Genomic DNA, 21,332 nt, shown 5'->3' with positions numbered 1-21,332 from the left:
CGCAGCGGCCCCGACGCCTGCCCCGGCCGCGAAGGCCGCGGCGAGCGCTGCCAAGGCTGCTCCGGCACCCACGGCGGCACCCGTCGTTGCTGCCGCCCCCGTGGCCCCGGTCGAGCCCCCGAAGCCCGCACTGCGCGTGATCAAGGCCGCCGACGTCGTCGACGAAGAGAAGCAGCGCGCCGCCGACCTGGCCAAGCGCCGCAAGGCCGCCGAGGACGAAGCCGCCGCGATCCGCGCGATGATGAACGCGCCGAAGAAGGTGCTGACGGCCAAGAAGCCGGAAGAGCCGCCGAAGCCGGAAGCCGGCAAGGAAGGCATCAAGGGCACGATCCACAAGCCGGCCGCCGCGCCGGGCGCTGCGACCACCACGGCCGCCGCGAAGCCGGGCGACAAGCCGGGCGACAAGAAGTCCGTCAAGTCCGAGAAGCTGTCGTCGAGCTGGGCCGATGACGCCGCGAAGAAGCGCGCGCTGAAGACCCGCAACGATTCCGCGGCCCGTCCGGGCTGGCGTGCACCGCGTGGCGGCCGCCGTGGCGACCGCAACGACGGGCAGGGCAGCGGCTTCGTCGCGCCGCCCGAGCAGCAGATCCAGGAAGTGCACGTGCCGGAGACCATCAGCRTCGCCGACCTCGCGCACAAGATGTCGGTGAAGGCGTCCGAGGTCATCAAGCAGCTGATGAAGCTGGGCCAGATGGTCACCATCAACCAGCAGCTGGACCAGGAAACGGCCATGATCCTCGTCGAGGAAATGGGCCACAAGGCGTTCGCCGCGAAGCTGGACGACCCGGAAGCCTTCCTCGAGGATTCGGCGGCCGAGGCGGTGCACGAAGAACTGCCGCGTGCACCGGTTGTCACCGTCATGGGTCACGTCGACCATGGCAAGACCTCGCTGCTCGACTACATCCGCCGTGCCCGCGTTGCCGCGGGTGAAGCGGGTGGCATCACGCAGCACATCGGCGCCTATCACGTCGACACGCCGCGCGGCATGATCACCTTCCTGGACACCCCGGGTCACGCGGCCTTCACGGCGATGCGTGCACGCGGTGCCAAGGCGACCGACATCGTCATCCTGGTGGTGGCGGCCGACGACGGCGTGATGCCGCAGACCAAGGAAGCCATCGCGCACGCCAAGGCGGCCGGGGTGCCGATCGTGGTCGCGATGAACAAGATGGACAAGCCCGAGGCCAACGTCGAGCGCTTGAAGTCGGAGCTGGTGGCCGAGCAGGTCGTGCCGGAAGACTTCGGTGGCGATTCGCCGTTCGTGCCGGTGTCGGCCAAGACCGGGATGGGCATCGACCAGCTGCTCGAGCAAGTGCTGCTGCAGGCTGAGGTGCTGGAACTGAAGGCACCGAAGGACGCTCCGGCCAAGGGCCTGGTGATCGAAGCGCAACTCGACAAGGGCCGCGGCCCGGTCGCGACGGTGCTGGTGCAGTCGGGCACGCTGAAGCGCGGCGACGTGGTGCTGGCCGGATCGAGCTACGGCCGCGTGCGCGCCATGCTGGACGAGAACGGCAAGCCGGCGACCGAAGCCGGACCGTCGTTGCCGGTCGAGATCCAGGGCCTGACCGAAGTGCCGCAAGCCGGCGACGAGTTCATGGTGCTGGCCGACGAGCGCCGTGCACGCGAAATCGCGACCTTCCGCTCGGGCAAGTACCGCGACGTGAAGCTGGCCAAGCAGCAGGCCGCCAAGCTCGAGAACATGTTCGAGAACATGGGCCAGGGCGAAGCGCAGACGCTGGCGCTGATCATCAAGGCCGATGTGCAGGGTTCGCAGGAAGCGCTGGCCCAGTCGCTGCTCAAGCTGAGCACGGCCGAGGTCAAGGTGCAGATCGTGCACGCGGCGGTGGGCGGCATCAGCGAGAGCGACATCAACCTCGCGATCGCATCGAAGGCCGTCATCATCGGCTTCAACGTGCGTGCCGATGCCGGTGCGCGCAAGCTGGCCGAAGGCAACGGCGTCGACCTGCGCTACTACAACATCATCTACGACGCGGTCGACGACGTGAAGAAGGCGATGACCGGCATGCTGGCGCCGGAGCAGCGCGAAGAGGTGATCGGCACCGCAGAGATCCGCACGGTGTTCGTCGCTTCGAAGATCGGCACGGTGGCCGGCTCGATGGTCACCTCGGGTGTGGTGCGCCGCAACGCGCGCTTCCGCCTGCTGCGCGAGAACGTGGTGGTCTACACCGGCGAAGTCGAGTCGGTGCGCCGCCTGAAGGACGACGTGCGCGAGGTCAAGGAAGGCTTCGAGTGCGGTATCAAGCTGAAGAACTACAACGACATCGCCGAGGGCGACCAGTTGGAGTTCTTCGAGGTGAAGGAAGTGGCACGAACGCTGTAAAGCGGAGTGGGTCTCTCCCCCAAACCCCGCCCTCCGAAAGACGGCGGGGTTTGTGTTTGAAAGAGCCCCGCCCGAACCAGCAGGAGCCTTGAACATGCGACACAAACGAGCCATCCCGAACCGCGGTTTCCGCATCGCCGACCAGATCCAGCGCGACCTGGCCGAGCTGATCCGCGACCTGAAGGATCCGCGCATCGGCATGGTGACGCTGCAGGCGGTGGAAGTCACGCCCGACTATGCGCACGCGAAGGTGTTCTTCTCGCTGCTGGTGGGCGATGTGAAGGAATGCGAGGAGGCCTTGAACGAGGCCGCCGGTTTCCTGCGCAACGGCCTCTTCAAGCGCCTGCAGATCCACACCGTGCCGACGCTGCATTTCCACTTCGACCGCACCACCGAGCGGGCGGCCGAATTGAGCGCGCTGATCCAGCAGGCCAATTCGACGCAGGCCAAGGAAGACTGACCGGTGCAAGCCACTCGCCCGCGCATCCCGCGGCGCGCCGTCCATGGCGTGCTGTTGCTCGACAAGCCGCTCGGCCTGTCGAGCAACGACGCCTTGCAGAAAGCCAAGCGCCTGTACCGCGCCGAGAAGGCCGGCCACACCGGCACGCTGGATCCGCTGGCGACCGGGCTGCTGCCGCTGTGCTTCGGCGCGGCCACCAAGTTCTCGCAGGTCAGCCTCGACGCCGACAAGACCTACCGCGCCACGCTGCAGCTGGGCACCACGACCACCACGGCCGATGCCGAGGGCGAGGTGCTGCTGCAGCGCGAGGTGAACGTGACGCGCGCGCAGCTGCAGGCGGCGATCGAGCGCTTCACCGGCCCGATCCGCCAGGTGCCGCCGATGCACTCGGCGCTGAAGCGCGACGGCAAGGCCTTGTACGAATACGCGCGCGCCGGCATCGAGGTCGAGCGCGAGGCGCGTGCGGTGACGATTCATCGCATTGCCATCGTCGAGGATGACACTGCCGGAGCCGACGGACGCTGGACGCTGGACGTGCGCTGCTCCAAGGGCACCTACATCCGCACGCTGGCAGAAGACATCGGCGAGGCGCTCGGCTGCGGTGCCCACCTGGCCGCGCTGCGCCGCACCGAGACCGGCGGGCTGACGCTCGGCCAGGCGCTCACGCTGGAGCAGCTGGCCGGGATGGACGAAGCGCAGCGCGAAGCCGCGCTGCTCGACGCCGATGCCTTGCTGGCCGACTGGCCGGTGGTGCGCCTCGGCGACGAAGATGCCGGACGTTTCCTGAGCGGCCTGCGCCGCCGCCTGCCGCTGGCAGACGCGGAGCAGGTCCGCGTGTACGGCCCCGACCCCCGTGCGTTCCTCGGCAGCGGCCGGGTCGACGCCGGAGAACTGATTTCGACGAGGCTCTTGAGCCCGGTGGAGGTGCAAGGCCTCCTGAAGACACCTTGAACGCAGAGAGCACGTCATGACCCGACAGATCCGCAACATCGCCATCATCGCCCACGTGGACCATGGCAAGACCACGCTGGTGGACCAGCTGCTTCGCCAGAGCGGCACCTTCCGCCAGAACGAGAAGGTCACCGAACGGGTGATGGACAGCAACGACCTCGAAAAGGAACGCGGCATCACCATCCTCGCGAAGAACTGCGCGGTGGAGTGGAAGGGCACGCACGTCAACATCGTCGACACCCCGGGGCACGCGGACTTCGGCGGCGAGGTCGAGCGCGTGCTGTCGATGGTCGACAGCGTGCTGCTGCTCGTTGATGCGGTCGAAGGCCCGATGCCGCAGACCCGCTTCGTGACCAAGAAGGCGCTGGCGCTCGGCCTGAAGCCGATCGTCGTCGTCAACAAGGTCGACCGCCCCGGTTCGCGCATCGACTACGTGATCAACGCGACCTTCGAGCTGTTCGACAAGCTCGGCGCGACCGAAGAGCAGCTCGACTTCCCGGTGATCTACGCCTCGGGCCTGAACGGCTGGGCCACGCTCACCACCGGCGAGACCGGCACCGACCTGGCGCCGCTGTTCGATGCGATCCTGCAACACGTGCCGGCGCACGAGGGCGACCCGGCCGGCCCGCTGCAGCTGCAGATCTGCTCGCTGGATTACTCCACCTACGTCGGCCGCATCGGCATCGGCCGGGTCAACCAGGGCACGCTGAAGCCGATGCAGAACGTGGCCGTGTTCAGCGGCCCGGACAGCACGCCGTTCAACGCCCGCGTCAACCAGGTGCTGAAGTTCGAGGGCCTGGAGCGCCAGCAAGCCACTGAAGCCGGCCCCGGCGACATCGTGCTGATCAACGGCATCGAGGACATCGGCATCGGCGTCACGCTGACCAGCATCGAAGACCCGAAGCCGCTGCCGATGCTGAAGGTCGACGAGCCGACGCTGACGATGAATTTCTGCGTCAACAACTCGCCGCTGGCCGGCCGCGAAGGCAAATTCGTCACCAGCCGCCAGATCTGGGACCGCCTGCAGCGCGAGCTGCAGAGCAACGTGGCGCTGAAGGTCAAGGAAACCGACGAAGACGGCATCTTCGAGGTGTCGGGCCGCGGCGAACTGCACCTGACCATCCTGCTGGAAACCATGCGCCGCGAAGGCTACGAGCTGGCCGTCAGCAAGCCGCGCGTGGTGTTCAAGGAGGTCGACGGCGAGCGCCATGAGCCGATCGAGATGGTGACGGCCGACGTCGAAGACCAGCACCAGGGTGCCGTGATGCAGGCGATGGGCGAGCGCAAGGGCGAGCTCGTCAACATGGAGCCGGACGGCATGGGCCGCGTGCGCCTCGAGTACAAGATCCCGGCGCGCGGCCTGATCGGCTTCCAGAACGAGTTCCTGAACCTGACGCGCGGCACCGGCCTGATCAGCAACATCTTCGACGGCTACGAGGCCTACAAGGGCGAGATCGAAGGCCGCAAGAACGGCGTGCTGATCAGCCAGGACGACGGCGAGATCGTGACCTACGCGCTGGGCAAGCTGGACGACCGCGGCCGCATGTTCGTGAAGCCGGGCGACCCGGTGTATGAAGGCATGATCGTCGGCATCCACAGCCGCGACAACGACCTGATCGTCAACGCGGTGCGTGCGAAGCAGCTGACCAACTTCCGCGTGTCGGGCAAGGAAGACGCGATCAAGATCACGCCGCCGATCATCCTGACGCTGGAGTACGGCGTCGAGTTCATCGCCGACGACGAGCTGGTCGAGATCACGCCGAAGTCGATCCGCGTGCGCAAGCGCCACCTCAAGGAGCACGATCGCAAGCGTGCTTCCCGCAGCGAGTGACATGACCCATGGTCGGGCGGTGGCGGGCATGCTGCTCGTCACGCTGATGTGGAGCATCGCCGGCGTGGTGACGCGCCAGCTCGAATCGGCGCGCAGCTTCGAGGTGACGTTCTGGCGCAGCCTGGCCACCTGCGCGTGCCTGGGCGTGTACTACGCCTGGGCGCATGGCCGCGACACCTTCGCGCTGCTGCGCGCGGGCGGCCGGCCGCTGTGGATCTCGAGCCTGATGTGGAGCGTGATGTTCACCTGCTTCATGGTGGCGCTCACGCTGACCACGGTGGCCAACGTGCTGATCACGATGGCGCTCGCGCCGCTGATGACCGCGGTGCTGGCGCGCTTCACGCTCGGCCACCCGGTCGCGCGGCGCACCTGGGCCGCCATCGTGCTGGCCGGGCTGGGCATCGCCTACATGTACGGGCAGGGGGTCAGCTCGGAGCCGCAGCACGTGATCGGCTCGCTGGTCGCGCTGGGCGTGCCCGTCGCGAGCGCGATCAACTGGAACACGCTGCAGCGCAGCGGCACGACGGTCGACCTGGTGCCGGCCTTGCTGCTGGGCTCGCTGGTCTCGGCGATCGTCACGCTGCCCTTGTCGCTGCCGCTGCAGGCCTCGGTGCACGACGTGGCGCTGCTCGGCCTGCTGGGGCTGGTGCAGCTGGCGATCCCGTGCGTGCTGGCGGTGCGGCTGGCGCGGCATTTGCCGGCGCCTGAGATGTCGCTGCTGGCGCTGCTGGAGATCGTGTTCGGCATCGCGTGGGCGTGGCTGGGCACCAGCGAGCAGCCGTCGATGGCGGTGATCGTCGGCGGCAGCCTGGTGCTGGGCACCTTGTTCGTCAATGCATGGGTCGGGTTGCGGGAGGCGCGGGCATGAGCGGTTCTTCTTTGATCGTGGCGCAGGTGCAGGGCGGCATCGGCCTGCTGACGCTGAACCGGCCGCAGGCGCTGAACGCGCTGTCGCTGCCGATGATCCGCGAGATCACGCGCGCGCTGCTGGCCTGGCGCGACGACGCTGCCGTGCAGGCCGTGGTGGTGCGTGGCGCGACGCTGGAAGGCAAGGGCGTGGCCTTCTGCGCCGGCGGCGACATCCGCTTCTTCTACCAGGCGGCGCTGGCCGGCAACCCGGAGCTGGAAGATTTCTTCACCGAGGAATACGCGCTCAACCACCTGATCCACACCTATCCGAAGCCCTATATCGCGCTGATGGACGGCATCGTGATGGGCGGTGGCATGGGCATCTCGCAGGGCGCGTCGCTGCGCGTGGTGACCGAGCGCACGAAGATGGCGATGCCGGAGACGCACATCGGGTTGTTCCCCGACGTGGGTGGCGGCTGGTTCCTCGCGCGCTGCGCGGGGCGGCTCGGCGAGTACCTGGCGCTGACGGGGCAGATCCTCGGGGCGGGTGATGCGATCGCTTGCGGGCTGGCAGATGTGTGTGTTCCCAGCGACGCGCTGTCGTCTCTGGTCGAGGCACTGGTGGATCAGCCGCATGAGAACGCGGCGCAGCTTCACGCTGCGGTGCGTGCGCGGGCGGTGGCGCCAGCTGCGACGACTGTGCTCGATCGCACGTCGATCGATCGACACTTTGCTGCCGAGTCGTTGATCGGCATCGTCGAATCGCTGCGCAGCGACGGCAGCGGCTGGGCGCAAGCCACGCTCGCGACGCTGGCCAAGCGCTCGCCGCTGATGATGGCGGTGACGCTCGAGCAGGTGCGGCGTGCCCGCACGATGACGCTCGCCGACGACCTGCGCATGGAGCGCGACCTGGTGCGCCACTGCTTCCACCTGCGCCCCGGCGCGGCCAGCGAGACGGTGGAGGGCATCCGTGCGCTGGCGGTCGACAAGGACCACAGCCCGCGCTGGAACCCGGCGCAGATCGAGGGCGTGACACCGGCGATGGTGGCGGCGTTCTTCGAGAGCCCGTGGCCTGGGCATGCGCATCCGCTGCGCACGCTGATCGACGAGTAGGGCTTCCCCCGAGCGCCGGGGGGCAGACCGCGCCCTAGCATCAGCCTCACCCCCAAGGGAGAGGCCCATGAAGCAGCTGTCCGGTCTGGACGCGTCCTTCCTGTACATGGAGACGCCGGAGATGCCGATGCACGTCGGCGCGTTGCACCTGTTCGAGTTGCCGGCCAGCTACAAGGGCAGCTTTCTCGGCGACGTGCGGCGCCACATCGAGTCCCGCCTGCCGCTGGCGCCCGCGCTGAGCCGCAAGCTCGCGTGGATGCCGTTCAACCTCGCGAACCCGGTGTGGGTCGATGCGGCGCCCGACCTCACGCAGCACATCGTCGGCATCAAGCTGCCGAAGGGCAGCGGGCTGGCCGAACTCGACGAGCAGGTCAGCCAGCTGCACCCGGTGCTGCTCGACCGCGACCGCCCGCTGTGGAAATTCCATGTCTTCGAAGGCCTCGCGCCCGGGCCCGACAAGACCCGGCGCGTCGGCCTCTACACCCAGTTGCACCACGCCGCCGTCGACGGCCAGGCCGCGATCGCACTGGCCCAGGCCATCCTCGACGTGCAGGCCACGCCGCGCAGCATCGAGCACGAGACACGCGCCGCGAAGAAACTCGACATCGGCCTCGCCGACATGCTGAGCGGCGTGCTCGCGAACCAGTTGCAGCAGTACGGCAACCTGGTGAAGGCCCTGCCGTCGACGGTCGGCGCGCTCTCCCAAGTGGCCACGCAAGGCGTGCGCAGCGTCGCCGGCAGGGCGGTGGCCCAGGTGCGCGGCAGCGCCGGCGACGCATCGATCGGCCTCGCGCCACGCACGCGCCTCAACGCCTCGGTGAGCGACGGTCGCGCCTTCGCCGGCGTCAGCCTGCCGATCGCGCAGATCAAGGCGCTGCGCCGCGCGCATGCCGCGACGCTGAACGATGTCGTGCTGATGCTGTGCGGCGGCGCGCTGCGGCGGCACTTCTTGCAGCACGGCCCGCTGCCGCGCAAGTCGATGGTGGCGGCGGTGCCGGTATCCACCCGCGCGGCCGGCGACACGACCGCGAACAACCAGGCCTCGATGACGGTCGTCAACCTCGGCACCCACCTCGCCGACCCGATGGAGCGACTGCTGTACGTCAAGGCGGCCAGCGCCGCGATGAAATCCACGCTCGGCAGCGTCAAGAGCCTGATGCCCACCGATTTCCCGTCGCTTGGCGTGCCATGGCTGATGAGCACCGTCACCTCGCTGTACGGCAAGGCGAAGGTGGCCGACCGCCTCCCGCCGATCGCCAACGTCGTGATCTCCAACGTGCCCGGGCCGGTGTTTCCGCTGTACATGGCCGGCGCGCGGATGCTGACCAACTACCCGGCCTCGATCGTCGTGCACGGCGTCGCGCTCAACATCACCGTGCAGAGCTACGACCAATCGCTGGATTTCGGCTTGATGGCGTGCGCGAAGGCGATGCCCGAGGTGGCCGAGCTCGCCGCGCACCTGGAAGCCACACTGGCCGAACTGCTGGCGCTGCCGGCCACCGGCGAGCCTGTCGCCATGGTGACACCCGAGCCCACATCCAAGCCCCTATCCAAGCCCAGGCCGAAGGCCCCCGCCAAGCCTAGGGCCAGGTCTCCAGCCAAAGCCGCCGCCGCCCGCTGATTGCCCACTAAGATGCAAGCGTATTCACGATGGCCCGACGCGGCCCCCCACCATGCCTCGTGACGGCGCGCAGCAGTCCCCCCACGACGACCTGAAGGCCCCCAATGCCTTGCTCCTGATGCTCGAAGGGCGCGCGCCCTGGGAGTTCGCGGCGATGCTCGCGTCTTCTCCGGTGCTGAACCGCGCGCTCGACAAGCTGCCGCCCGGCGATGGCCACCCGGTGCTCGTCTTTCCCGGCTTGGCCGCCGCCGATTTCACGACCGTGCCGCTGCGCAACTTCCTGCGCGACCGCGGCTACGTGCCCTACCCGTGGGAGCAGGGCTTCAACTTCGGCCCGCGCGAGGGCGTGCTCGAACGCTGCGCCGAGACGGTTGACCTGCTGCACCGGCGCCACCAGCAGCCGGTCAGCCTGATCGGCTGGAGCCTGGGCGGCGTGTACGCGCGCGAGGTCGCGAAGCAGCGCCCGCAGCAGACGCGCTGCGTGATCACGCTCGGCACGCCGTTCACCGGCCACCCGCGGGCGACCAATGCATGGCGCCTCTACGAATGGGTCAGCGGGCAGAGCGTGCACGACCCGGCCCTGCTCGAACAGGTGCGCCAGCCGCCGCCGGTGCCCACCACCTCGATCTACTCGCGCACCGACGGCGTCGTCGCGTGGCAGTGCAGCATCAACGAGGCATCGCCGCTGGCCGAGAACATCGAGGTGCATGCGAGCCACATGGGCATGGGCATGAACCCGCTGGCGCTCTACGCGATCGCCGACCGTCTCGCGCAGGACCCGGCGCGCTGGCAGCGCTTCGAGGCCGATGGCGCGCGCCGGTGGTTCTTCAAGACCGCCGCGGCATGAAGCTCGCGGCCAACGGCATCTCGCTCGAGGTCGAAGACCATGGCTCGCCGCAGGGCGAGCCGCTGCTGCTGGTGATGGGCCTGGGCATGCAGCTGACGGCCTGGCCCGACGAGCTGGTGCAGATGCTGGTGGCCAGGGGCTTTCGGGTGATCCGCTTCGACAACCGCGACGTCGGCCTGAGCCAGGGCTTCGATGCGCTGGGCGTGCCGAACCTGCCGCTGGCCGCGATGAAGTACGCCTTGCACCTGCCGATCCGCCCGCCGTACCCGCTGCGCGCGCTGGCCGACGATGCGGCCGGCGTGCTGGATGCGCTGGGCATCGCGCAGGCGCATGTGTGCGGCGCGTCGATGGGCGGGATGGTCGCGCAGCTGATGGCCATCCACCATCCGCAGCGCGTGAAGAGCCTGACGCTGATGATGACGACCACCGGCTCGCGCCGGCTGCCTACCGCCACGCCCGAGGTGCGGCGCGCGCTGCTGAGCCGTCCGGAGGATCCGCGCAACCCCGAATCGGTGGCGGCGCACCTCGGCCGCTTCATGCACCTGATCGGCAGCCCGGCCTACCGGCCCGATCCGCAGTGGATGCTCGACAAGCTGCGCGCCGCGGTCGCGCGGGCGTACCGGCCGGCGGGCACGGGGCGGCAGCTGGTGGCGATCGCGGCCGATGGCGACCGCAGTGCGCGGCTGGCGCCGATCAGCGTGCCGTGCCGCGTGATCCACGGCCAGGCCGACCCGTTGGTGCCGGTGGCGGCCGGGCACGACCTGGCGCGCAAGATCCGCGGCGCGCAGCTCGACCTGGTCGACGGCATGGGGCACGACCTGCCGCTGCCGCTGCTGCCGAGGTTCGCCGACGGCATCGAGCTCGCCGCCGGGCGGGCCTGATCAACGGCGGATCTCGGTCCAGGCGTTCTTGCGCGACGGGATGGCCTGGCACAGGTTCAGGGCCGTGGTCCTGATGGTGCCCGACGCGACGGTCGTCATCCCCGCGATGCCGCCGGAGCCGCAGCTGCTGCTGGAACTGGAGCTGGACGACCCGCTGGAGGCGCTCGACGCCGTCGTGCGCAGCAGCGTCATCTTCGACGACATGTCGGTGCTGGAGATCGTTGCGCTCACGTAGCCGACGCCGGAGATGGCCGTGCCGCTGGCCATGTCGACCACGTAGTAGCGGGAGCTGGCCGAGCAGTCCGAAATGGTCGACTTGTTGGTCACCAGCACCACGGCGGTGTAGCCGATCGACGGCGCCGTGTTGACGACCTCGCCGGCGGGCAGGTCGATGTACCAGCCCCGGCTGGTGCTCCAGTTGACGCTGTTGCTGGTCAGCGTGTCGGTGGCGCTGTCGTAGACCTGCTTGGTCAGGCTGCCGCGCGGGTTGGTGAGTTCGTCACCGTCCGAGATCGCGTAGACCGTTTGCGTGCCGGGCGTGCTCGAGAGGTCCGTGAAGCCCAGCATGCGGCCGGTCGCGACGAAGAGGGTCCGCTTTCCGTTCTGGTAGACGAGCGCAGGGGCCGTGGTGATCGGCTGCGCGGTGCCGGAGGCATCCCTCAGCGTGGCCACGCGATTGACCTGGCTGTTGACGAGATCGAAGCGCCACAGGTTGCCGCGCTCGTCACCGCCGTAGACGTACTGGACCGAGCCGTCGTCCTCGAAGTACGGCGAGAACTGAGCGAAGCCCGGGTCACCCGAAGCACCCGCCGTGGTGGACAGCGTGGCCTGCAAGGTCCCGGTGAGCGCGTCCAGCACGAAGAGCCGGCCGACGCCGTCCTGCGCGGCGTTGTTGTAGCCGCTGCTCAGCAGGGCGACCGAGTTGGTCGCCCCTTTGATCCGGACGATGCGGGGTCCACCGATGGACAGCCCCGCCTGGTTCCTGACCGACGCCGAGGTGTTGTCGTTGGGGAATTCCCACTTCACGCGGCCTGCCAGCGCGGCGTCGCTGGTGATGGCCGACGCGTTCGTCACGTCCAGCGCATACCAGCCGGTGCCCGCCGAGCCGCGGCCACCGAGCAGGATCTCCTGGCCGGAAACCGTCGCCAGCGTGGGGGTGGCGTCGAGCTGGGCACTGAAGCGGTAGCTCTTTTGGCTGGTGGCACCGATGCCGGTGAGCACGGAGCCGGGAATGTAGCTCCACAGTTCCTTGCCGTTGGTGGTGTTGAAGGCGTGCAGCATGCCTTCGTTGGAGGCCTGGAAGACCGTGCTGCTGTCGCGGCTGACGATCGGCGACGCATTGATGATCGCGCCCAGCAACGAGCCGCGCTTGCGCCAGGTGCTGCCTTCGCCGCTGCGGTTGCCGCGCAGGTAGTCGACGAGATTGCTCGTGCTGCCGTAGATGCTGCCGGGGTTGAGCTTCGCGCCCACGGCGGTGGCGGTGAAGGGCTGGCCGCTGGCGCCGTCGTAGGTGGCGATGCTGCGGCCCGTCCAGTTCCTGCTGGACAATTGGGTGCTCGCCCACCAGCTCGTCGTGTAGGTGATCACGGCGGTCGTGCTGTCGATCGGGTAGGCACCCAGGTCACCGGTCCAGCCGCTGACGTTGTAGCTGGTCGCGTAGACCTTGCCGTTGCTTCGTGTCAGGTTGGCTGAACCGACACTGGCGCTGGCCTCCCCGGCGCGTTGTGACCGGATCGAGTCGAAGGCGGCCTGCATGGCGTCGGCGGTCGCATCGGGTGTTGTTGCGAGAAACATCTCGCCGCGGCCGTTGATCGTCGCATGCCACAGCTCGTCGATCGCAGATGCATTGGCACCGGCAGTGCCGAAGGTGGTTGCCGGCCAGAAGCTGGCGGGGGAGGCCGTGGTCGGTGCCGCAGTAGCCGGCCACAGGTTGCCCTTGGACCCGATCGACACCGCATAGGTCGTCATGTGCAGGTTCGGATTTGCATCGCTGTCGGAGGTCGGCACCCTGCCCGTCGACATCGCGGGACGCAGGTTATTCGTGTAGTAGGACAGGGCCAGGTCGGCGAGCGTGCCAGCGTAGGTCGTGGCAAACGGCGGGCGATTGTTGCCATACAACGAGGCGTCGTAGCTCGGGGCGGCAGCGGCTGCATCGTCGGCATAGCCGTCGGTGGCAATCAGTGCGGCGTTGCGTTGGCACGCGTACCCCACGATCGTGCTGCCGCTGAATTGCTGGCCGATGTACCTCAGCACCTTGCGCGTCGGCGTCGAACTGCTCGCGTTGCTTCGGTAGAAGGGAGCGAGTGCAGCTTGATAGCCGGTGCTCGGTGTGGTTGAGTCCATGTCGTACATCGTCGGAGCGATTAGACCCGTGCCTGCGACCTGATTCGAGAAGGAGACGGTGCCGAGGTTGATGCCGTCGATGCGCTGCAGGATCTTGCCCATCGAGGCCGCCAAGGTCAGCTTGCGTTTTCGGTAGTACTGGAACCAGTTGGCAAAGTTCTGCAATTCGTCGGCATAGCTGCGCCCCGATGGGAAGGTGTTGCCGGACTTGATTTCATACCGCTTCAATGTCCCGCCGTCGTAAGCGGTGGCACAGGTCGGGTCATTCGCGGACACGGTGCAGACTTCAGGGACCCAGAAGGTGGCCGGGTAGTAGCTGAAGGAGACCGACAGACCCCCTGTAACGTTCACGATGGTGTCCGTCGTCTGCACAGTGGAGCAATCGGAGTATCCCCATGCCACACCCTTTTCGATTCGCATGCCTGCGGACAGTGTGAATTGCTGGTTTGATCCGACGTCGCAGTGTTGTCGCGTCAAATCGAAAGTGCTCGAACCGATGGACGGGTGCGATCGTGCAGCACTCGGGACCGCATCGCYGAAGGAAGTCAGCGAGCCACTGTAGAAGTAGTTCACCCAGGGAGCGTATGTGACGTTCGTGTCGTAGTAGGCCGGGTTGTAGGCATTTGAGCGCGTGAACGCGAAGTCCTTGGTGGGAGGGATTGCGGCATAGGTCGTCGGCAGCACCAGCGTGCCCGGGATCGAGACGTTTGCCCCGTTGGGAAAGAGATAGCCGTATAGGTCGGAATTGCTCGTTTTGTCGCGAAGCTTGCCGTTGGACCACGCTTGCTTGGTGGTCCTATCCCACCACAGCATGCCGCTGTTCGTTTCGTCGAACAGCACTTCTGCATCCATCGACCCGGAATCGTCCATCCCGATGATCACGTTCGGCTTGACCAGCACGCTGGCCTTCAGCGGCCGGGTCGCCACGTCGGTGGCGTGCGCCGACGGGAGTCCCAGCAGGAGCAACGACACCCACAGGGCGCCCGGGCGATTGATGAAGAACGACATGGTCACATCCTCTCGAGCGAAGTTCAGTTGCTGCCCTTGGTCACCAGGGCCTGCACATAGACCGTCGTGTTGCGCTGGTCGGTGACGCGGGTCGTGATGCGGAACTGCGTGGCGTAGGGGTTGTCGAGCTGCTTGTCGCGGTCGCCCGGGTCTTCGGCGCGATTGACCGGCATGTCGACTTCCTTCAGCAGGCACTGCTTGGTGGCGTCGGTGATGGCAGCGGTGGTGTAGTCGCACACGCGCTCGACGTAGTAGTTCACCGTCATCGCGCCGACGGTGCTGGCGGGTGTGTTGCTCCACGGCACCGAGTTCGGCAACCCTTGGGCCGTCTGGTTCGTGTCAAGCGTGCGCCGATACCACGTCAAGCTTTGGGCGGTCGACTCCTCATCCGTGAGCCCCTGCACCGCGGCATACCCGTTGTTGACCCCGACCTCGGCGGCCTGCAGCGCCGCGGCGCGGCTGGCCAGGTTGCCGGCGAGCAGCGTGCCGGTATCGGTCATGCGGGCCAGCGCCAGGCCGCTGAGCATCAGCGTGGCCAGCACGATCAGCACCAGGAACAGCGAGCCGCCGCGTTGGTGTCGGGCGCGTGGGGTCATTTCAGGCCTCCGGTGATGTTTCGAAGCGGGATCACGGTGCTCACCAGGCGGTAGCGGTAGCACCTGTCGGCGGTGGCCAGCGCATAGGTTTCACCGGTCATCAAGGTCGGCGCGATGGTTGTCGCCTCGCACACACCGGTGCTGGTGTTGGGCTTCTCGGGCTGGGGGCTGCGCAGCAGCAGYTGCACGCGCATCGCCAGGATCCGGCCGAGGTGGGCGCTGTCGACCGTCGCCCATTCGGTGCTCGCGCCCGGGTTGACCCAGCTGTCCAGCGCGCGCGAGCTGGTCGACGCGGCCGCACCGTACTGCACGCGGAACGCCATCACGTTGCGGGCCAGCGTGGCCGTGGTGCCGGCGATCAGGTCCGTCTGCTGCAGTGCGTTGTTCGTCACGCTGTAGCGGTAGGCGGACAAGGCGCCCAGCAAGGCAATGCGGTCACCGGCGGCGTAGCTGGTCGAGGCCGAGAACGTGGCCTGGTTGTACGCGCCATCGCTGCCCGACGACCCGAAACTCAGCTGCTCGTAGGTGTCGGCCGTGGCGGCGGTGATGCCGGTGACGGAGCGCACCGTGCAGGGCGCGCCCGCGGTGGCAGGCGACAGCAGCACCACCTGCCCCGTCGAAGCGGGCAGATGCGCCTTCAATGACGCGGCGGTGGCGGTGGCGCTGAGCAGCGGCACCTCGGTGCCGCCATAGACGCTGGAGGCATGCATCACGTCCAGCGTGTCGAACAGGCCGGTCGACGGGCGCGTGACGTTCAGCGGCGAGAAGGCAGTGCCGTCGCCGAGCACGCTGCTGCCGTAGCTGAGGTTCAGCCTCTCGCAGCGGAAGCTGCTGCTGCCGAAGAAGCCCAGCCCGGTCGGCAGGGTCCTTGTGCGCAAGATCTCGATCGCCGACGAGCCGCTGCTCGTCGCGCTGGAGGTGCCGACGGCCTGGCGCTGCGTCGCGGCGAAGCTGATCGCCATTCCCATCGCGACCAGCCCGATCAGCAACGCGACGACGATGCCGACCAGCAGTTCGATCAGCGAGGTGCCGCGTTGCCCGGCACGGCGCGGCGTGTCACTGGCGCACATCGGTGGTCACCGTGACGTTGTGGGTGTCGGCTATCGATTCGCCGCCGAGCGTGGTGGCCTTGGCGCCCCAGCTCACCACCACCTTGAAGCGGCCGGTCGAGCTGTCCAGCGTGACGACAGCGCCGGGCGCGTTGGACACGCTGTACGTGGGCAGCGAGGCCAGAGTCGCAATTCTCCATGCGGCTGCACTCGTGGATGCCGTGGTGCTGGAACATGTGCCCGTGGCCGGCACGGTATAGCAGGCGGCGTTGGCGCTGTCGGCCAGCACGGTGCCGAGCAGTTCCTCGGCCGCGCGCGAGGCGATCAGTCGCATCTGCACGTCGCTGCCCTGGGTGATGAGCCGGCCCTGCATGCGGGTCATGCCGAGCATGCCGAAGGCCAGCATGCTCAGTGCGACCAGCGCATCGATCAGGCCGATGCCGCGTTGACGAGAGATCAATTGCATGAGGTGTTGTCTCCACACAGGCGGATGCCACCGCCGGCATCCAGGCGCAGGCCGGGGCAGCGGATGTCGGCAGAGCAGGTCACGCTTGCCATCTGCAGGTTGATGGAGGCATCGGCAGCAGGGCGGCCGGAGCTGTCGAGGGCGACGGTCACGTCGGCGGTGGCCGACACTCCGTCGGGCTGCGCGCGCTGCCGGACCGTGGTGCCGCCGGCGTCCGTGACGCTGACCGACGTGCCGGAGACCACCAGCGACAGCGCCGCGTTGCGCTTGATGGCCTCGCTCTGCGCGTACAGCGCATCGGCGAGCAGCGTGTTGCCGGCCTCGCGCAGCTTGCTGTTGCGCAGGTAGTCGGCAAAGGCCGGCATGCCGGCGCCGATCAGGATCGCCGAGATCGTCAGCGCGACCAGCAACTCGATCAACGAGTAGCCGCGCTGCTGCGGGTTCAGCCTTCGCATGTCGACCCCCGGGTGGACCAGCAGTTGCCGGAGGGCGTGCCCTTCGGGTGGGCCTCGGTCCTGCGCGCTCCCGCGTAGTCGATCGAGTAGCTGTAGCCGGCGAGTCGGCCGCTGCCGGTGGCGGTGAGCTTGTACTGGGTGGTGCTGGTGAGCGCGCAGCTGAAGCTGAAGCTGTCGACGCCGCTCGGCGCGGCGAGTGCGCACGCGGTGGCATTGCTGTTGCCGTAGGAGGCGTTGTCCTGGTAGTACTGCTCCATGCGGATCGCGTAGGCCGACAAGGCATCGAGCCCGGCCGGCACGCGCGATCGCTTGAGGTAGTCGGTGTAGGCGGGGAGGGCGATCTTCGCGAGGATCGCGACGATGGCGACGGCGATCATCAGTTCGATGAGCGTGAAGCCGCGGTGGGAGGGCTGTGGCATCGGAGTTTTCGAAGCGGCCTCGAGAGGCGATGGGCGCAATGTAGACAAGACAAGCCGCTCCGATACATCCGCTCACACTAGTTGACAATCCCCTGCCTGCCGACTGCGCACGCCGTCACGAAGCGTCCTCCGGAAGGGGCATTGGCGGTGGATGGACAATGGCGTCTTTGCCGCCTTTCGTTACGCCGATGTCCGATCCCGCGCTGCCTGCATCCCCCTGGCGCCTGTCCGTCGCCCCGATGATGGATTGGACCGATCGCCACTGCCGCTACTTCCACCGCCTGCTGACGAAGCAGACGCGCCTGTACACCGAGATGGTCACGACCGGCGCGCTGATCCACGGCGACCGGCCGCGCCACCTCGACTTCAATGCCGAGGAGCACCCGGTGGCGCTGCAGCTCGGCGGCAGCGAGCCGGCCGACCTGGCCTTCTGCGCGAAGCTCGCCGAGCAATGGGGCTACGACGAGGTCAACCTGAACTGTGGTTGCCCGAGCGAGCGGGTGCAGCGCGGCGCGTTCGGCGCCTGCCTGATGAACGAGCCGGCGCTGGTAGCCGACAGCGTGAAGGCGATGCGCGATGCGGTGGCCATCCCGGTGACGGTGAAGCACCGCATCGGCATCGACCAGGACGAGCGCTACGAATTCGTGCGCGACTTCGTCGGCCAGATCGCCGAGGCCGGCTGCGAGGTCTTCATCGTGCATGCGCGCAATGCGTGGCTGAAGGGCCTCAGCCCGAAGGAGAACCGCGAGGTGCCGCCGCTGCGCTACGAGACGGTGCACCGGCTGAAGCGCGATTTCCCGCACCTGACGATCGTGCTGAACGGCGGCGTCACGACGCAGGAGGAGATCACCGAACAGCTGCAGCACCTCGACGGCGTGATGCTGGGCCGCGAGGCGTATCACAACCCGTGGCTGATGTCGCAGTGGGACGCGCTGTTCTTCGGTGTGCCGCACCACGAGCTCGACCGCGCGGCCATCGAGCAGCAGATGGTCGACTACATGGAGCGCGTCGGCCTGAAGGGCGAGCCGTGGTCGCGCGTCGTGCGCCACATGCTGGGCCTGCGCAACGGCCTGCCCGGCGCGCGCCGCTGGCGCCAGGTGTGGTCGGACCACAAGCTCAAGACCGAGCCGGCGCGCGAGGTCGCGCGCATCGCGCGCAGCGAATCAGTTCTGGCGTGAACGCGACGGCCAGGTCGCCAGCAGCACGCCGGCGATCGCGAGCCCGAACGCGGCGGCCTGCGTCACGCTGATCCGCTCGCCGAGGAACACCACGCCGACCACGGCCGCGCTGATCGGCAGCAGCACCGTGAAGATCCCCGCCGACGAGGCCGGCACGTGGCGCAGCCCGGTCATCCACAGCCACACGGTGACCATGCTGGCCGCCAGCGAATAGAACAGCAGCAGCGACCACGACGCCGCCGGCACCGCGCCGAACGAGAACGACCAGGCCTGCCACAGCCCGAACGGCGTCACCAGCGCCAGCCCCCACAGGTTGACCAGCGCGCTGATGCGCTTGGCCGAGACGTTGCCGGCGAGCTTCTTGCCCATCACCACGTACGAGGCCTCGCACAGCACCGCACCGAACAGCAGCAGGTTGCCGAGCAGCGAGCTGCCCTTGTCCTCACYGCCGTGCGCCACCACCGACACCAGCGCGATGCCGCCCACCGCGCAGGCAATGCCGGCAGCGACGCGCGGCAGGATGCGCTCCTTCAGGAACAGCCGCGACAGGATCGCCACCGCGGCCGGGATCGCCGCCATGATCACGCCGGCGGCCAGCGCCGAGCTCATGCCGACGCCGAACAGCATGCAGATCGAGAACAGGAAGTTGCCGAAGAACGATTCGAAGAACAGCAGGATGCGGTCGTGCCGGCTCAGCGGCGCTTCACCGGGGCGCCGCCGCACCCAGCCGGCCATCGCGACGGCCGCCATGCCGAAGCGCAGCCAGGCCAGCAGGAACACCGGGAACACCGCGAGCAGCAGCTTCGACAGTCCCACGTAGCTGCCCACCAGGGCCATCGAGCTGCCGAGGCAGAGGTAGGAGAGCCACGGCGCGTGCGCAGGGCCGGCGGCCGCAGAGGCCGAGGTCGGAGAGGTCATTCGAGGGGGCGGATCAAAAGGCGCTAGCGTACCGCGCGATCTCCCAGCCGCTGACGTGGCGCGCGTACTCGGTCCACTCGGCGCGCTTCAGGCGGATGAACTCGCCGGCCAGTGTCTCGCCGAGCGCGGCGCGGATCACCGCATCGGCCTCCAGCGCCGTGACGGCCTCGCCCAGGCCCTGCGGCAGCAGCCCGATGCCGCGTTCGCGGATCTGCGCGAGCGACAGCTGGAACAGGTCGTCGGTGCAGGCCGGGCCGGGGTCGAGGCCGCGCTCGATGCCGTCGAGGCCGGCCGCGATCAGCGCCGCGGTCGCCAGGTACGGATTCGCCGATGCATCCGGCACGCGCCATTCGAAGCGGCCGTTCAGCGTGCGCACCAGCGCGGTCCGGTTGTTCGGGCCATGTGCCACGTAGGCGGGCGCCCAGCTCGTGCCCGACAGCGATTCGCCGACCACCAGCCGCTTGTAGCTGTTGACCGTCGGCGCGGCCAGCACGCACAGCGCGGCCGAATGCGCCAGCACGCCGGCGATGAACTGCAGCGCGAGCGTCGACAAAGGCTGCTGCCGATCAGCGAACAGGCAATCGCCACCGGCCCACAGCGACACATGGAAGTGCATGCCGCTGCCCGGCTGGTTCGCGAACGGCTTCGGCATCATCGAGAAGATGCTGCCGTGCCGCTCGGCCAGCGCCTGCGCCGCCATCTTGAACAGCATCAGGTGGTCGGCACTCGCGAGCGCCTCGGCATGGTGGAAGTTCAGCTCGTACTGGCCGTGGGCGTCTTCATGGTCGACCTGGAACACGTCGAGGCCGCAGGCGGTCAGCGCCGCGGCGAGTTCGTGCAGCAAGGCGGCCTGGCGCGGCAGCGTCTTCAGGTCGTACGACGGCTTGTCGAGCGCGTCGTGCGCATCGGCCGGGGCGATGCCGCCATCGGCCGTGCGGCGCAGCAGGAAGAACTCCGGCTCGATGCCGGTGCGGAGCAGCCAGCCGCGTTCAGCCAGCCGCGCCACCTGGCGCTTCAGCACCTGGCGCGGACAGGCGTCGAACGGCTCGCCGGCCACGAAGCCGTCGCAGACGATGCGCGCATAGCCGGGCATCCACGGCAGCGCGCGGGCCGTCTCGGGCTGGCCGCGGCCGTAGTACTCCGAACGCGGGCCGGTGCGCGGCAGCCCGGTGCCCCAGATCGACGGGCCGGCAAAGCCCGCGCCTTCGGCCAGCAGGCTCTCAAGATGTGCGAGCGGCACGTACTTGCCCTTCGCGACGCCGTGCACGTCGGTGAACTGCGCGATCAGCGTGTGGACGCCTTCGGCTTGCAGGCGCTCGCGGAGTTCTTTCATGCAGCGGCTGTTGCCACAACACCGGCAGCCCGCAGCGACGCCTGCAGGATCCCGATCGCCTCGGTGAAGTGCGCGTCGGGAATCGTCAGCGGGAACAGGAAGCGGATCACGTTGGCATCGACGCCGCAGCTCAGCAGGATCAGCCCGCGCTGCAGCGCCTCGGCCTGCACCTGTTTCGTGAACGCGGCATCGGGCTCATCGCTGCCGGCGCGGTTGAACTGCACCGCCACCATCGCACCCAGCCCGCGCACGTCGACGATCTGCGGCACGGCCGCCCGCATGTCGTTCAGCACCGCCTTCAGCCGGTCGCCGAGCGTCTGGCCGCGCGCCGGCAGCTGCTCGTCGTGCATCACGCCGATCACCGCATGCGCGGCGGCGATCGCCAGCGGGTTGCCGGCATAGGTGCCGCCGAGCCCACCGGGGGCGGGCGCATCCATGATCTCGGCGCGCCCGGTCACCGCCGACAGCGGCAGGCCGGCGGCCAGCGATTTCGCGCTGACGAGGATGTCCGGCTGCACGTCCGGGAAGTGCTCCATCGCGAACAGCCGGCCGGTGCGGCCGAAGCCGGTCTGCACCTCGTCTGCTATCAGCACGATGCCGTGTTCGTCGCACAGCGCGCGCAGCCAGCGCAGCGCCTCGGCCTGGATCACGTTGAAGCTGCCTTCGCCTTGCA

General features: G+C 68.3%; 19 protein-coding genes. 10 read left to right on the top strand and 9 right to left on the bottom strand.

The annotated features are described in order from the left end of the window. The 9 genes from infB to AC1D1T_RS17655 form a co-directional block, all read left to right on the top strand. Window positions 1-2,341, top strand: a 2,341-nt coding sequence (infB, locus tag AC1D1T_RS17695; protein ID WP_477992234.1) for a translation initiation factor IF-2, incomplete at its 5' end; no start/stop codon positions are given. A gap of 94 nt (window positions 2,342-2,435) precedes the next feature. Beyond that, the gene (gene rbfA, locus AC1D1T_RS17690) at window positions 2,436-2,801 is read left to right on the top strand and encodes a 30S ribosome-binding factor RbfA (RefSeq protein WP_047512900.1); all 366 of its coding nucleotides are present in this window, start codon (window positions 2,436-2,438) and stop codon (window positions 2,799-2,801) included. 3 nt (window positions 2,802-2,804) lie between these two features. Further along, window positions 2,805-3,752: a tRNA pseudouridine(55) synthase TruB gene (gene truB / locus AC1D1T_RS17685; protein ID WP_477843027.1), complete on the top strand. Its 948-nt coding sequence runs from the start codon at window positions 2,805-2,807 to the stop codon at window positions 3,750-3,752. 16 nt (window positions 3,753-3,768) lie between these two features. Continuing rightward, entirely contained in the window at window positions 3,769-5,583 is a 1,815-nt protein-coding gene (typA, locus tag AC1D1T_RS17680) for a translational GTPase TypA (RefSeq protein WP_477992233.1), read from the top strand. A 1-nt stretch (window position 5,584) separates the two neighbouring features. Continuing rightward, window positions 5,585-6,451, top strand: coding sequence for a DMT family transporter (locus AC1D1T_RS17675; RefSeq protein ID WP_477829004.1), 867 nt, complete (start codon window positions 5,585-5,587; stop codon window positions 6,449-6,451). After that, window positions 6,448-7,545: an enoyl-CoA hydratase/isomerase family protein gene (locus AC1D1T_RS17670; protein WP_477992232.1), complete on the top strand. Its 1,098-nt coding sequence runs from the start codon at window positions 6,448-6,450 to the stop codon at window positions 7,543-7,545. Before AC1D1T_RS17675 ends, AC1D1T_RS17670 begins: the two co-directional genes overlap by 4 nt. Before the next feature lie 67 nt (window positions 7,546-7,612). After that, window positions 7,613-9,166: a wax ester/triacylglycerol synthase family O-acyltransferase gene (locus AC1D1T_RS17665; protein WP_477828052.1), complete on the top strand. Its 1,554-nt coding sequence runs from the start codon at window positions 7,613-7,615 to the stop codon at window positions 9,164-9,166. A gap of 52 nt (window positions 9,167-9,218) precedes the next feature. Then, window positions 9,219-10,013: an esterase/lipase family protein gene (locus AC1D1T_RS17660; RefSeq protein ID WP_477828051.1), complete on the top strand. Its 795-nt coding sequence runs from the start codon at window positions 9,219-9,221 to the stop codon at window positions 10,011-10,013. Next, a complete protein-coding gene (locus AC1D1T_RS17655; protein ID WP_465113606.1) occupies window positions 10,010-10,894 on the top strand; it encodes an alpha/beta fold hydrolase in 885 nt (294 codons plus the stop codon). Before AC1D1T_RS17660 ends, AC1D1T_RS17655 begins: the two co-directional genes overlap by 4 nt. On the opposite strand, the gene AC1D1T_RS17650 is transcribed toward AC1D1T_RS17655, so the two are convergent. The 6 genes from AC1D1T_RS17650 to AC1D1T_RS17625 are packed head-to-tail and all read right to left on the bottom strand — an operon-like array spanning window position 10,895 to window position 17,230. Further along, the gene (locus tag AC1D1T_RS17650) at window positions 10,895-14,245 is read right to left on the bottom strand and encodes a pilus assembly protein (RefSeq protein ID WP_477992231.1); all 3,351 of its coding nucleotides are present in this window, start codon (window positions 14,243-14,245) and stop codon (window positions 10,895-10,897) included. It lies immediately after the preceding gene. Window positions 14,246-14,268: 23 nt separating this feature from the next. Continuing rightward, on the bottom strand, window positions 14,269-14,841 hold the full coding sequence (locus tag AC1D1T_RS17645; protein ID WP_477828480.1) for a pilus assembly PilX family protein: 573 nt from the start codon (window positions 14,839-14,841) through the stop codon (window positions 14,269-14,271). Next, on the bottom strand, window positions 14,838-15,911 hold the full coding sequence (locus AC1D1T_RS17640; protein ID WP_477828481.1) for a PilW family protein: 1,074 nt from the start codon (window positions 15,909-15,911) through the stop codon (window positions 14,838-14,840). Before AC1D1T_RS17640 ends, AC1D1T_RS17645 begins: the two co-directional genes overlap by 4 nt. Continuing rightward, complete coding sequence (locus AC1D1T_RS17635; protein WP_477844038.1) at window positions 15,898-16,356, bottom strand: type IV pilus modification PilV family protein; 459 nt, start codon at window positions 16,354-16,356, stop codon at window positions 15,898-15,900. The genes AC1D1T_RS17640 and AC1D1T_RS17635 overlap by 14 nt, the downstream gene beginning before the upstream one ends. Then, a complete protein-coding gene (locus tag AC1D1T_RS17630; RefSeq protein ID WP_477827588.1) occupies window positions 16,347-16,811 on the bottom strand; it encodes a GspH/FimT family pseudopilin in 465 nt (154 codons plus the stop codon). Before AC1D1T_RS17630 ends, AC1D1T_RS17635 begins: the two co-directional genes overlap by 10 nt. After that, window positions 16,799-17,230, bottom strand: coding sequence for a type IV pilin protein (locus tag AC1D1T_RS17625; protein WP_477827589.1), 432 nt, complete (start codon window positions 17,228-17,230; stop codon window positions 16,799-16,801). The genes AC1D1T_RS17630 and AC1D1T_RS17625 overlap by 13 nt, the downstream gene beginning before the upstream one ends. Window positions 17,231-17,418: 188 nt before the next feature. Here AC1D1T_RS17625 and dusA point away from each other — a divergent pair, with 188 nt between their 5' ends. Further along, window positions 17,419-18,408 (top strand): tRNA dihydrouridine(20/20a) synthase DusA, encoded by a 990-nt coding sequence (dusA, locus tag AC1D1T_RS17620; protein ID WP_477827590.1) that lies wholly within the window; start codon window positions 17,419-17,421, stop codon window positions 18,406-18,408. Here the strand turns inward: dusA and AC1D1T_RS17615 are convergent. The 3 genes from AC1D1T_RS17615 to AC1D1T_RS17605 all read right to left on the bottom strand — a co-directional run. Beyond that, a complete protein-coding gene (locus tag AC1D1T_RS17615; protein ID WP_477992230.1) occupies window positions 18,394-19,326 on the bottom strand; it encodes a DMT family transporter in 933 nt (310 codons plus the stop codon). The two genes, dusA and AC1D1T_RS17615, sit on opposite strands and share 15 nt — an antisense overlap. 13 nt (window positions 19,327-19,339) lie before the next feature. Further along, the gene (gene glnT / locus AC1D1T_RS17610) at window positions 19,340-20,659 is read right to left on the bottom strand and encodes a type III glutamate--ammonia ligase (RefSeq protein ID WP_477992229.1); all 1,320 of its coding nucleotides are present in this window, start codon (window positions 20,657-20,659) and stop codon (window positions 19,340-19,342) included. Then, a partial coding sequence (locus AC1D1T_RS17605) for an aminotransferase class III-fold pyridoxal phosphate-dependent enzyme (protein ID WP_477992228.1) occupies window positions 20,656-21,332 on the bottom strand: 677 nt, incomplete at its 5' end. The genes glnT and AC1D1T_RS17605, both read right to left, overlap by 4 nt.

It is taken from the genome of Rhizobacter sp. P2_H3 (genome assembly GCF_056403355.1).
The sequence above is the reverse complement of the archived record's forward strand: the minus strand, read 5'-3'. Positions and strand labels throughout refer to the sequence as shown.